The sequence below is a fragment of the Sphingopyxis sp. LC81 genome, assembly GCF_000756375.1.
Classification (GTDB): domain Bacteria; phylum Pseudomonadota; class Alphaproteobacteria; order Sphingomonadales; family Sphingomonadaceae; genus Sphingopyxis.
On sequence record NZ_JNFD01000034.1, the window covers coordinates 1 to 12,309 of the forward strand.

11 protein-coding genes are annotated in these 12,309 nt (G+C 65.3%); 4 read left to right on the top strand and 7 right to left on the bottom strand.

Features of this window, described 5'->3' with window-relative positions; translation table 11 throughout:
- Nucleotides 1-57 precede the first annotated feature (57 nt).
- Entirely contained in the window at nt 58-1,329 is a 1,272-nt protein-coding gene (locus FG91_RS15910; protein WP_037516795.1) for a metal-dependent hydrolase family protein, read from the top strand.
- 9 nt (nt 1,330-1,338) lie between these two features.
- Here the strand turns inward: FG91_RS15910 and FG91_RS15915 are convergent, their stop codons facing one another.
- Complete coding sequence (locus tag FG91_RS15915; RefSeq protein ID WP_235212066.1) at nt 1,339-3,936, bottom strand: EAL domain-containing protein; 2,598 nt, start codon at nt 3,934-3,936, stop codon at nt 1,339-1,341.
- A gap of 189 nt (nt 3,937-4,125) precedes the next feature.
- Between FG91_RS15915 and FG91_RS15920 the strand changes: the two genes are divergently transcribed.
- The gene (locus tag FG91_RS15920) at nt 4,126-5,157 is read left to right on the top strand and encodes a fatty acid desaturase family protein (RefSeq protein WP_037516798.1); all 1,032 of its coding nucleotides are present in this window, start codon (nt 4,126-4,128) and stop codon (nt 5,155-5,157) included.
- On the opposite strand, the gene FG91_RS15925 is transcribed toward FG91_RS15920, so the two are convergent.
- The 5 genes from FG91_RS15925 to FG91_RS15945 form a co-directional block, all read right to left on the bottom strand.
- A complete protein-coding gene (locus FG91_RS15925; protein WP_200878478.1) occupies nt 5,158-5,649 on the bottom strand; it encodes an asparaginase domain-containing protein in 492 nt (163 codons plus the stop codon).
- The gene (locus tag FG91_RS15930; RefSeq protein ID WP_037516801.1) at nt 5,646-6,140 is read right to left on the bottom strand and encodes a DUF3291 domain-containing protein; all 495 of its coding nucleotides are present in this window, start codon (nt 6,138-6,140) and stop codon (nt 5,646-5,648) included. Before FG91_RS15930 ends, FG91_RS15925 begins: the two co-directional genes overlap by 4 nt.
- Before the next feature lie 103 nt (nt 6,141-6,243).
- Entirely contained in the window at nt 6,244-7,845 is a 1,602-nt protein-coding gene (locus tag FG91_RS15935) for a lysine--tRNA ligase (protein WP_037516803.1), read from the bottom strand.
- 427 nt (nt 7,846-8,272) lie between these two features.
- The gene (locus FG91_RS15940; RefSeq protein ID WP_037516806.1) at nt 8,273-8,809 is read right to left on the bottom strand and encodes a DUF4199 domain-containing protein; all 537 of its coding nucleotides are present in this window, start codon (nt 8,807-8,809) and stop codon (nt 8,273-8,275) included.
- 98 nt (nt 8,810-8,907) lie between these two features.
- Nucleotides 8,908-9,318: a helix-turn-helix domain-containing protein gene (locus FG91_RS15945; RefSeq protein ID WP_037516810.1), complete on the bottom strand. Its 411-nt coding sequence runs from the start codon at nt 9,316-9,318 to the stop codon at nt 8,908-8,910.
- Nucleotides 9,319-9,418: 100 nt separating this feature from the next.
- On the opposite strand from FG91_RS15945, the gene FG91_RS15950 reads away from it, so the two are divergent.
- Entirely contained in the window at nt 9,419-9,787 is a 369-nt protein-coding gene (locus FG91_RS15950) for a PilZ domain-containing protein (protein WP_052187752.1), read from the top strand.
- 4 nt (nt 9,788-9,791) lie between these two features.
- Here FG91_RS15950 and FG91_RS15955 read toward each other — a convergent pair whose 3' ends face one another.
- Nucleotides 9,792-10,226: a hypothetical protein gene (locus tag FG91_RS15955; RefSeq protein WP_052187754.1), complete on the bottom strand. Its 435-nt coding sequence runs from the start codon at nt 10,224-10,226 to the stop codon at nt 9,792-9,794.
- Between the two features lie 123 nt (nt 10,227-10,349).
- Between FG91_RS15955 and FG91_RS15960 the strand changes: the two genes are divergently transcribed.
- Nucleotides 10,350-12,309: helicase (locus FG91_RS15960; protein WP_037516812.1), on the top strand; the 1,960-nt coding region annotated here is incomplete at its 3' end.

Genomic DNA, 12,309 nt, shown 5'->3' on the forward strand with positions numbered 1-12,309 from the left:
CCCTTGCCCTCCCCCGCCCGCCGCGCCACGGTGGCGCGATCAGACAGGGGAGACTTCATGCGTAAATTGGGAATGGTCGCGGCAGCGACGCTCGCGCTGCTCGGCACGACGGCCTATGCGAAAACCACCATCGTCTATGCAGGCCGCGTCATCACCGACGCCAGCAAGCCCGCGCAGGGTCCGTCGACCGTCACGATTACTGACGACCGCATCACCGCGATCACCCCCGGCCGCGCCGAAGCCCCCGCCGGCGCCGAAGTCGTCGATCTTGGCGACAAGACTTTGCTGCCCGGCCTCATCGATCTCCACGTCCACCTGACCGGCGATCCGGGTGAGGATTATCGCGCCGCGACGGTCGACCCCGACGAATGGGGCGTCGTCGTCGGCGCCAAGAACGCCGCCATCACGCTCCGCGCGGGCTTCACCACCGTACGCGAGGCGGGATCGGCGCAATATACCGCTTATTCGCTCCGCCGCGGTACGACCAACGGCTTCATCGAAGGGCCGCGCATCGTCGCGGCGGGACCCTCATTGTCGATCATCGGCGGGCATGGCGACGTGACCGGGTTCCGCGAGGATATTCACGACGTGCTCGACCTCGGCTACACCTGCACTGGCCCGCTCGAATGCGCCGAAAAGGTGCGCAAGGCATCGCGCGCGGGCGCCGACGTTATCAAGATCACCGCGACCGGCGGCGTGTTGTCGCAGCAGGGGCGCGGACTCGAAGGCCATTTCACCAGCCCCGAACTGCAGAGCATCGCCGACACCGCGCATTCGCTGGGCCTGAAGGTCATGGCGCATGCGCATGGCGCGGGCGGGATCACCGCCTCGGCCGCGGCGGGCATCGACAGCATCGAGCATGGCACCTTCGCCGACGACGCGACGCTGAAGGTCATGAAGGCGAAGGGCACCTATCTCGTCCCCACGCTGATGGCGTTCGAGGGCATCCGCGAGCGGCTCGGCAAGGGCATCTATACCCCGACGGTCGAGAACAAGGTGCGCATGACGCTGAACGACGTCGGCAAGGCGGTGACGCGCGCCAAGGCGCTCGGCGTCCCGGTCGCCTTCGGCACCGACGCCGGCGTGTTCGAGCATGGCCGTAACGCACAAGAGTTCGCGCTGCTCGTCAAGCGCGGCCTGACCCCGAGCGAGGCGCTGGCGAGCGCGACGACGGTTGCGGCGAAACTGCTGTCGCTCGAAAACGAGATCGGGCGTATCGCGCCGGGCATGTCGGCCGACATGATCGCGGTCAGCGGCGACCCGCTGAGCGACGTGACCGTGCTGGAAAAGGTCGACTGGGTGATGGCGCGCGGCCGGATCGCCGATTGATCGCGGGCGTCACGCGGCGCGGCGGACTCGTCCCCGCGCCGGCGTGACCGTCTTCGGACCCGTCAGCCCGTCGATCTCGACCGCTTCGGCAAATTTCACGCCGACGCGGTTGCCCGCCGACCAGCGCGCTTCGGCGTCAAAGCTCTGGTCGGCGCCGAATTCGAGCGTCAGCACCGTTCCGGGCGGAACATTCCATAGTCCCTCGATCAGCGCGCCGCGCGACGATATATTGCGGACGATCCCTTCATAGCGATACCCACCGCTGCCGACCTGGATCGTGCGGAAGGTCGTCAGCCGCGCCTCGCGTGCGCTCTTATACCCTTTCGCCTCAGCGCGCCCGCCGCCCTCGCGAAGCAGCGCCAGCACCTCGACCAGATCCATAGGACGCCCATAGATATAACCCTGGACATGGCTGCACCCGAGCCCGCGGATCAGCGCGAGGTCATCGTGCGTCTCGACCCCTTCGGCGGTCGTTTCCATGTCGAGCGCGGCGGCCAGCCCGACGATCGACGAAATGATCGCGGCGTTCATGCTGCTGGGATCGGCGGCACCGAGGACGAAGCTCTGGTCGATCTTGATCTTGTCGAACGGGGCCTTTTTCAGATAGCCGAGCGCCGAATAGCCGGTGCCGAAATCGTCGAGCGCCAGCCGGACGCCGGTGCGCTTCAATTTCTGGAACATCGCGAGATTCTCGGGGCTCTCGTCGAGGAAGACGCCCTCGGTAATCTCGAGCTCGAGCTGCTCGGGACGGATGCCCGCCGCCGACACCGCGCTCATAATCGTCGCGGGCAGCTTTTCATTGGCGAACTGGCGCGGCGAGACATTGACCGCGACGCGATATCCCGGGCCGAGGTGCGCGATGGCGGCGCAGGCGGACCGGATGATCCATTCGCCGATCGGCACGATCAGGTTCGACTCCTCGGCAATCGGAATGAATTTCGACGGGCTGATCAGGCCGTCGGTCGCATGATGCCAGCGGATCAGCGCCTCGAACCCGGTGATCCGCTCGCTCTCGACGTCGACGATCGGTTGATAAAGAAGCCTGAGCTCGTCCTTTGCCAGCGCGTCGCGCAGCGCATCTTCGATCGCCTTGCGCTCGCTCGCCTGATTATGCATCGCGTCGGCATAGAAACGATAGACGCCGCGCCCCGCATCCTTCGCGGCATAAAGCGCAAGGTCGGCGTTGCGGACGAGCGCCGACGCCGGCACTCCCTGCCCGTCCGATACCGCGATGCCGAGCGACGATCCGATGCGGACCTGCTCACCCTCGATCGAAAAGGGCTTGGCGAGGCTGAGGATGATCGCGTTGGCGATGCCCGCCAGCTTTTCGGGCTGGCTCAGCTGCGGCACGACGATCTGGAACTCGTCGCCGCCGAGCCGCCCGACCTGTCCCTTGTCGCCGACGATCTGCGTCAGGCGCCCCGCGACCTGCTGCAGCAACTGGTCGCCCACCGGATGCCCCAGCGTGTCGTTCACTGCCTTGAAGCGGTCGAGATCCATCAGCAGCAGCGCGCAGGGCTGCGGCTGCCCGCTATGGCTCTTGAGCGCGCGTTCGAGCAGGTCGGTGATGTGGCGCCGGTTCGCGAGGCCGGTGAGCGTGTCGTAGCGCGCGAGCTGGTTGATCTCGCGCTCCGACCGTTTCTTGTCGGTGAGGTCGGTGCCGCTGCCGCGGAAGCCTTGGAAATTGCCGAGTTCGTTGCTGATCGGCTGGCCCGAAATCGACCACCAGCGCTCCTCGCCCGGCACCGCGGCCTGCACCGTCAGCTCCTTGAACGGGGTGCGCGACGACAGGCTGAACCCCAGCGTCCGCTCTTCGTTTTCGTCGTTGCCGATCCGCTTGCGGATGATGCCGGTAAAGGGATGGCCGAGCAGGTCGGCAAGCGGCCGGTCGAGCCGCGCCGCGACCGTCGGCGAGATATAGACGAGCTGGCCATAGCGATCGGTTTCCCAGAACCAGCCGCGCCCCGCGCGTTCGAAATCGCGCATCAGATTGAGCGCGCGCTGCTGATCGCTGACGCCCTGCCGCGCGGCGCGCGTCGCGCGGCGCTGGTGCCGGACGTCCTCGCGCATCATGACGATCAGCAGTCCGAGGAAGACGAAGCCGGCGACCGCGAACGGCCAAGAGGCGACGCCGATCGCCCCGCCCAGAGCGGTGGCACCCGCAAAGGCGAAAAAGGCGGGACGGACCACCGCGACCGCCGACGCCGCGACGAGCAGCGAGCCGATGTGGATCGCGGTAAAGGCATCGAAATGGCGGCTGCCGTCGGGGACCGCGATCGCGTCGAACATCGCTGCGGCGTTGAGCAAGGTGCCAAGCGCGATCAGCGCCATGCACAGCATCGCCATCAGCCGCACCTGGCTGTGCGCGATCGGACGCGGTTTGCGCATCGCCTGCCCGATCACCGTCAGCGCGACATCGCATGGCAAGCCGGCCGCCATGACCAGCCAGTGCGACGGATGATCGAGGAAGCCTGCAAGGCCCGGCAGAAAGGCGAAGGTCAGGAATGCTAGGACACGGCCGATCAGCACATAGTGCCACAGCTTCGCCACGCGCATCAGGTGCGTGACGAATTCCGGTGAATCGAACAGCGATTCGCCCGCGGGCAAATCGCCGCCTCCCGGCCGGATGATGTTACGCCGAACCCCCAATTCCCGAACTTCCCCGCTTTTCTGGTCGCGGCGATCAGTGGCCAAAAAGGGGTTTCCAAATCCTTACCGCGACATCCTGATTTCCGCCGATATTGTGCCAAAACGGAAGGGGTTACGTTTCGGATCGCAACTTGTTATAGTCGCGCCATGCCTGCCGTTCGCCTGTTCCCGCCCGACCGCTTTTTCGACCGCTCCGAATGGTCGGCACTCACCCGCGCCTGTTCGTGGCGCGGCGTCTGGCTCGTCGCGCACGCGTGGATCGTCAGTATCGCGCTTGTCGGCCTTGCCGCCTGGTCACAGAACCCGCTGGCGTGGCTGCTGGCCGTCATCTTTGTCGGCGGGCGCCAGCTCGGGCTCGCGATCCTGATGCACGACGCGGCGCATGGCGCCCTTCACCCGAACCGGAAAACCAACAATTTCCTTGGCCAATGGCTGACGGGCGCGGCGGTCGGATCGGACCTGATTGCCTATCGCACCTATCATCTCCAGCATCATAAATTCACCCAGCAGCCCGAAGACCCCGACCTGTCGCTGTCGAAGCCCTTCCCCACCACGCGCGCCAGCCTTTGGCGCAAGGTGCTGCGCGACCTGACCGGACAGACCTTCTTCAAGCAGCGCATGGCGCAATTCGGCTTCGCCTTCGTCGGATTGAAGGCGATGCTGCGCGGCGAACAGGGGCAGAAAAGCGGCGCGAGCACCAAGGCCGGGACGCCGTTCAACAAACAGTCCGACGACGGCATGACGTCACCGACGATCGACGTTGCGGGCGCGATGGCGGTGGCGCGCGCGGTCGGGCGTTTTCTGATCGTACAGGCGGTGCTGCTCGCGGCGTCGCTCGCGCTCTATGGCTGGACGCCGTACCTGCTCTGGCTCGCCGGACTCGCCACGACGTTTCAGCTCTATCTGCGCATCCGCAATATCGCCGAACATGCGTGCACGACCACGGGCAGCGACGATCCCTTCACCCATGCGCGCACGACGCACGCGGGCTGGCTGGCGCGCGCGACGGTTGCTCCATATTGGGTGAATTATCACGCCGAGCATCACCTGTTCATGGGTGTGCCCTGCTATCGCCTGCCGGAGGTGCACGCGGCACTCGGACGCGCCGGACGGCACGGGGAGATGACGATCGCGCCGAATTATGCCGCGGTGCTGCGGCAGGTCACCGCCAAAGGCTGATCAACCTTCCTGCACAAAACGCGCGCCGGCGCGGTCCTTGACCGTCTTTTCGGGGTCGAAGATCATCCCGTTCATCGCGACATAGACCCCGGGCGGCAGCGTCTGCGCCGCCGCGAGCGCGAAGCCGACGTTGAATTCGGCATCGCTCGCGCGCACCGACGCGGGCTGCATCGCCCCCGTCATCACGATCGTCTTGCCCGCGATCCCCGCGAGCACGCGCCCGGTGACGACCATCGTGTCGGTGCCGTGGGTGACGAGGATGCGCGACGCGTCGCTCGCGGCGACCGCGGCGCGGATCGTCTCGCGATCGGCATCGCCCAGCTCAAGGCTGTCCTTGCGCATCAGCTGCGTGACGCGGTGCGGCACATGGACGTTGTTTTCGCGCAGCATGTCGGGGATCGCCGCGGGGCCGATCTGGAATTCGCTCAAGGCATCGAAATAGACTTTGTCGATCGTCCCGCCGGTCGTGAAGATATCGATCACGTCGCTCATGCACATTCGTCCTGGATTGGCAGCGCCGCGGTGCCGTCGGGCGCGGCGAAGGGCTGCTTGAAGGTGAAAGCCTCGGCGGTCGGCCCGTGCGCTTCGATCATCGCGATCCGCGCCATGCCCTCCGCGACCGTCGGGCGGTGGCCCGCGGGAACCCACCACAGCGCCTGATAGACCGCCATATGATCGAACCATTCCTTGCGGCGCTTCATCACCGTCAGATGATCGGGGGTACGATAGACATAGGTCGCGAGTGCATCGATATCGCGCCACACCGACATGTTCGCGATCAGCTGCGGGTCGTCGGTCACCGGCACATCGGTCGCGTTGTTACCCTCGCCGGTCAGCCGCCAGACGAAGCCGTCGGCGGCCTCGGCCACCGCGTTCACATGATCGAGCGCGTCCATGAAATCGCGGTTCGCGACATGCTCGGGCGGCAGGCGGAAACGGCCGATATTGATCTGCGCGAGTTGGAAAGCAGGCTCTACAGGCATGAAACCACTCCCTAATTCCCGCTCGTGTCGAGCGAAGTCGAGACACCGATCGGCATCGAGCAAGGTCGAGGGGCATCTCGACTTCGCTCGATGCGAACGGAATTTATGCAAGCGCCTCGGCAATCAGCCGCCGCGTATTGTCGATCCCGAACAGCGCGATGAAGCTGCCCATGCGCGGGCCCGCGCTCGACCCGAGCAATGTTTCGTAGAGCGCCTTGAACCAATCGCGCAGGTTTTCAAAGCCATAGGCCTCGTTCTTGCCGATCGCATACACGATGTTCTGAATATCGTCGGCCGAGGCGTCGGCGGGGAGCGCCGCGAGTTCGCCGTCGAGTTCCTTCAGCGCCGCGCCCTCGCCGCCCTGCGGCTTGCGGCGCTTTAGCGTCGGCGCGACATAATCGCGATTATACGCCATCGCATTGTCGATCAGCCGGTCGAGCTCGGGATAGGTCGCCGCATTCGCGCCCTCGACATATTGGCCGAGGTAGCGCCAGATCTGATCCTTCGAAGCATCAGCGCCCATCACCCCGACGAGGTTCAGCAGCAAGCCGAAAGTCACGGGCAGTTCGCTTGCCGGAATTTGCTCGCCGCGTGCGACATGGACGTGGTGCACCGGATTGCCGAGCTTCTTGTCGCCGTCCTGCGCCGGATAATTGCCGCGCATCTGGAGATATTCGTCGACCGCCTTCGGGATCACGCCGATGTGGAGCTGCTTCGCCGCCTTGGGCTCGCGATAGGCGAAAAAGGCGAGGCTTTCCTCGCTGCCATAGTCGAGCCATTGTTCGAGGCTGAGGCCGTTGCCCTTCGACTTCGAAATCTTCTCGCCCTTTTCGTCGAGGAACATTTCGTAGATCAGCCCCTCGGGCTTGCGCCCACCAAGCGCCTTGGCGATCTTGCCCGACTGGACGCCGCTGTCGGTCAGATCCTTGCCGTACATTTCGTAATCGACGCCAAGAGCGACCCAGCGCATCGCCCAGTCGACCTTCCACTGCAGCTTCGCACCGCCGCCGAGGATCGAATGCGTGATCGTCTCGCCCTCATCCTCGAACGACACGAGGCCCGCATCGGCATCGACGACGGTCACCGGCACCTGCAACACGATCCCCGACTTGGGGCTGACCGGCAGGATCGGCGAATAGGTCGCCGCGCGCTCGGCTCGCAGCGTCGGCAGCATGATGTCGAGAATGTCCTGATTATGGCGGAGGACATTTCGCAGCGCGTCGTCGAATGCGCCCGACTGATAGCGCTCGGTCGAGCTCACGAACTCGTACTGAAAGCCGAACCGGTCGAGAAACTCGCGCAGCATCGCATTGTTATGATGCGCAAAACTTTCATACTTGCCGAACGGATCGGGGATCGCGGTCAGCGGCTTGCCCAGATATTCGCGCAGCATGTCGCCATTCGGCACATTGTCGGGAACCTTGCGCAGCCCATCCAGGTCATCGCTGAACGCGACGAGCCGCGTCGCCGCGCCGCCGGTCAACGCCTCATAGGCGCGGCGGACCATCGTGGTGCGCAGCACTTCGTTGAAGGTGCCGATATGCGGCAATCCCGAGGGGCCATAGCCCGTCTCGAACAGCACGGCCTCGCCGCCGGGCTTGCCGCCCGGATAGCGTTTGACGATCTTGCGCGCTTCCTCGAACGGCCATGCCTTGGACGTTTGCGCGGGTTCGCGCAGCGAAGGGTGAAGGTGCAAGTCAGTCATAGCTGCGCGCCATAGCGGCAAGAAGCGCCGATGGAAAGAAGCGCGGAAAACTGCGTAACTTCACTCGTGAATCGTTTTTTCAGGACAGGCCGCACCTTTGCTTCGTCACCCCGGACTTGATCCGGGGTCCAGCGACGGCCGGCGCCCCATGGATCCCGGATCAAGTCCGGGATGACGATCACAGGAGACGGCCACCCTCGCCGAAAGGACGGAAAACTGCGTAACTTCACTCCGGAATCGCATTTCGCTCGCGTACCGACATCCCTTAAAGCGACAAAAGATACCGACGCGCACGGCGTTTTTGTCTCCTTTGTCGCTTTAAGGAGAGAGGCGGCGATCGATAGCATCCGAGAAAATCAAGCACGGCGGCGCAATGTAGGAAAGCCGATAGTTTGGTCGCGCCGTGACTATGCCGCCCTGTCTCGATTCAGCCCCGCGGCTGCGTCGCCGGCATGAAACTGCTCCGGCGCAGCAACGCCGCTGACACAAGCGACACAAGCAACGCGACCGGGAATATCTCGGTCAGCGTCAGCGCCATGCGGAACAGCGGATTTTTATATTGCTCCGCCATCGCCCCCATCTCGGCCGAAAAGGCCGCGATCTCGGCGGCCGGTTTGCCTGCAGCGCGCATATCATCGACGCTCTTTGCGATATAGTCGGCCATGAAGGTCCCGCCGGTCTGCCACATATAGAGTTCCCAACCGAGGACATAGAAAAGCGACGCGACAAGCCCGATCCCGAGCCCGACGCCGAGCGCTTTCCAGAAGCTGATCACCCCACCCAGATTGACGTCGCGATAGCGTTTCACGCCGATGAAGACGAAAAGCAGCGCGACCAGCATCGACAGATAGCCGGCGACCATGCCCATCGTGCCATGATCGGCGATGAAGGTGATGCTGATAAACATGCCAATGATGACGACGACGCCCGCGATGGCGCCGTAAACCGCAATGATCCTGCCCATGACCTGTCTCCCCAAATGGTGAATGCCATGCGCGTGGAGCCGGAACAACGGCCGAAATCTATCGCCCAAACGGGTGATTTGACGCCCGCCGCCCGATTTTACGGCAGGATGTCGAGCGTCCGCGCTTTCTGCACCGCCTGCGTGCGGCTGGCGACCGCCAGCTTTTCGTAAACGCGCGCGACATGTGTCTTGACCGTGTTCGGGGAAATATCGAGCTGGCGCGCAATCACCTTGTTGGCGTGCCCTGCCGCCAGCATCTCCAGCACCTCGCATTCGCGCACGCTGAGCCCCAGCGCCGCGATCGCCGCGTCGTTACGCACAAAAGCCTGACGCGGCCGCGCAGTCAGCCGGTTGCCGGCCCATATGCCGAGCGCAACGCAAATTACCGCGACGCAGACAATATAAAATTCGGTCGACCAGCGGTGCACGACATGTTTGTAGTTCAGCCATTCGAGCAAGAACGCCGCGACGGCGAGACCGATGCCATAGAGGATGATCGGACGGACCATGATCCGCGTAGATCATTGTCGGCGATCGCTTGCAACATTGTCCCGGCGCGAGCCAACATCGTTACCGGAAAATTTACCATGCGGGCGTAGCCTCCCGGACATGGACAATTTTCGCACCCCCGCCGCCCGCGGCCACAAACGCACCCCCGTTGCCATCGACGTCACCGTCAATGGCGTGCTCAACTTCGTCGACGGCCGGATCACCGACCTGTCCGAAGGCGGTGCGCGCATCGACGGGGCGAGCATGCCGGCGCGGTCGCGCTGCGAAATCCATTATGGCGGCGAGGTCACCTATGCGGTGGTGATGTGGTCCGAATTCGATCGTATGGGCGTGCGCTTCCCGTACGAGCTCACGCACGGCCCGCTCTACAACGCCCTGAAACGCGCGCGGACGGCTTCGATGGTTCAGCCCGCGCAGACATTCATGGGCAACCGCCCTTCGGCGTTTGGACGTCGCGGGCTAAGTTAAGGCGTCAGAAGGGCGCGATCGCCACGCCCGTGCGCTCATTGTCCCAGATCATCGCCATGATCCGCCAGCCGAGATCCGGATCCTTGAACAGCTGAATCGAATTGATTCCGCGTCGTTCGGGCTCTGCGTCGTCCAGCGCAGCGCGTGCTTCATAAGCGCTCCAGGCATGGGCAATATTGCCCAGGACATCGATCCGCCGCCCGATCTCGATCTCGAAAAAATCATTTGCGGCGAAGAAAGGCGTGGTGTCGCGCGCATAATCTTCGAGTCCCATGCTGCGGAACGTCGCGCGCCCGTCGGCATCGATCGACGTCCGGATCTGCCGTGCGTCGGGATGAAAGCAATTCGCCTGTCGCGACCAGTCGCGCGGCCCCTTGGGGCCCGAGATCATCGCGTACATCTCGTCGATCACCGCACCGATCGCCGCCTCTTCGCTCATCCGGACTGTCCTTTCCTATGGTTGGGTCGAGCGTCGCCGAACCTCTCCGCAACCGCAAGAGGAAAGCTGGCGATCGACCGGATCGCCTTGCCGCGTTCGCCTTTTGTCCCTAGCTAGGGAACGATGGCTCCCGACCCGCTTACCCTGCCCGCGATTCATGCGAGCCATATCGGCATCTGGATCGCCGACACGCACGGCCGCGTCCAGCGTGTGGGGCGCGGCGAAGCAATCGCGGCGGTAGCGGCGACCCCGCACCTGCTGCTCAACGCGACGCTGACCGGCGACCGGCTTGGCTATCCCGAATTGTCCGGACTCGACCTGCTCGAGCTGTTCGCTTTTCTCTATCCCGCGCGCTTTGCTGTGCCGACCCCCGCCGGGATCGCCGGAGCGGTCGGCCTGGCGCCGCCGAAAGGCGAAGAGGATATCGCAGCCTTTCTACCCAAGGCCGCCGCTGCGATGCTCGGCAGCATCGACGATCCCGACTGGCCCGAGCGCGAAGGCGCGTGGCACGGCGTGCAGGCGCTGTCGCGCCAGCGTTGGTCATGGTCGCCGCTCGTCCAACCACGCCTGTCGCAGCCCGACGCCAACGAACGCTGGCTGTTCGCGCGCCTGCCCGAATGGGAGGAACAGCCACCGCGCGGGACGCCGCGCCAAGTGACGATCAACGAAGACGATGTGTCGGCGCGGCTCGACCGGCTGACCGGCGACGGCGCCGAGCGGCGGCCGGGGCAGCAGGATTATGCGCGCGCGACCGCCGCGATCTTTGCCCCGCGCGATCGCAAGGATGCGCCGCAGATGCTCGTTGCCGAGGCCGGGACGGGCATCGGCAAGACGCTCGGCTACCTTGCCCCCGCGAAACAATGGATCGACCAGTCGGCGGGCGCTGTCTGCATCTCGACCTTCACCAAGGCGCTGCAGCGCCAATTGTCGCGCGAGACCGAGCGCCTCTACCCCGACGCCGCGACGCACCGCGAAAAGGTCGTGGTGCGCAAGGGGCGCGAAAATTACCTCTGCCTGCTCAATCTAGAAGACGCGTTGCAGGGCGGCTTTTCGGGCCGCGCCGCGATCCTCGCGCAGCTTGTGGCGCGCTGGGCCGCCTATACACGCGACGGCGACATGGTCGGCGGCGACCTGCCCGGCTGGCTCCCTGCCCTGTTTCGCCGCAACGGAACGACGGCGCTCACCGACCGGCGTGGCGAGTGCATCTATGCGGGCTGCCCGCATTTCAGGAAGTGTTTCATCGAACATTCGGCGCGCGCCGCGACGCAAGCCGAGATCGTCATCGCCAACCATGCGCTGACGATGGTGCAGGCGGCGCGCCCGCGCGACGGCGGCGCCCCCGCGACGCGGCTTATCTTCGACGAAGGGCATCATCTGTGGGACGCGGCGGACTCGATGTTCGCCGCAGCGCTGACGGGGCAGGAAGCCGTCGAGATTCGCCGCTGGGTGCTCGGCCCCGAGGGCAAGTCGCGCGGGCGGCGGCGCGGGCTCGCGGCGCGGCTCGCCGATGTCGCAAGCTATGACGAAGCAGGCGACCGCGCGATCCAGGCGGCGATCGCCGCCGCCGCCGAACTGCCCGGCGACGGCTGGCTCGCCCGCTTGTCGGAGAACGACCCGTGGGGCGCTATCGAGCGGCTGCTGGTCGCGGCGCGCGGACAGGTTTACGCGCGCGCAGTCGACACGCGCACCGCCGACGCGGGCTATGGCCTCGAAACCGAACTCGCCGATCCCGATTCCGAACTGGGGACCGCAGCCGCGGCGGCGAGCGACGCGGTCGAGGCGTTGCTGCGTCCGCTGATGGCGCTCGGCAAAAGGCTCGAGGTGTTGATCGAGGACCCGCCCGACTGGCTCGACGGGCAAGCCCGGGCAAGGGTCGACGGCGCGCGGCATAGCCTCGGCCCGCGAATCGACACGCTTGGGGGCTGGCTCTCGCTGCTCGGGCGCGTCGGCGGCCCCGCCGATCCCGATTTCGTCGACTGGCTGGCGGGCGCCCGCTACGAGGGGCGCGGGGTCGACGGCGGGCGGCACCGCCACTGGCTCGACCCGGCAAAGCCCACCCCCCCCGCCCGGGGTCGCCCCGGCA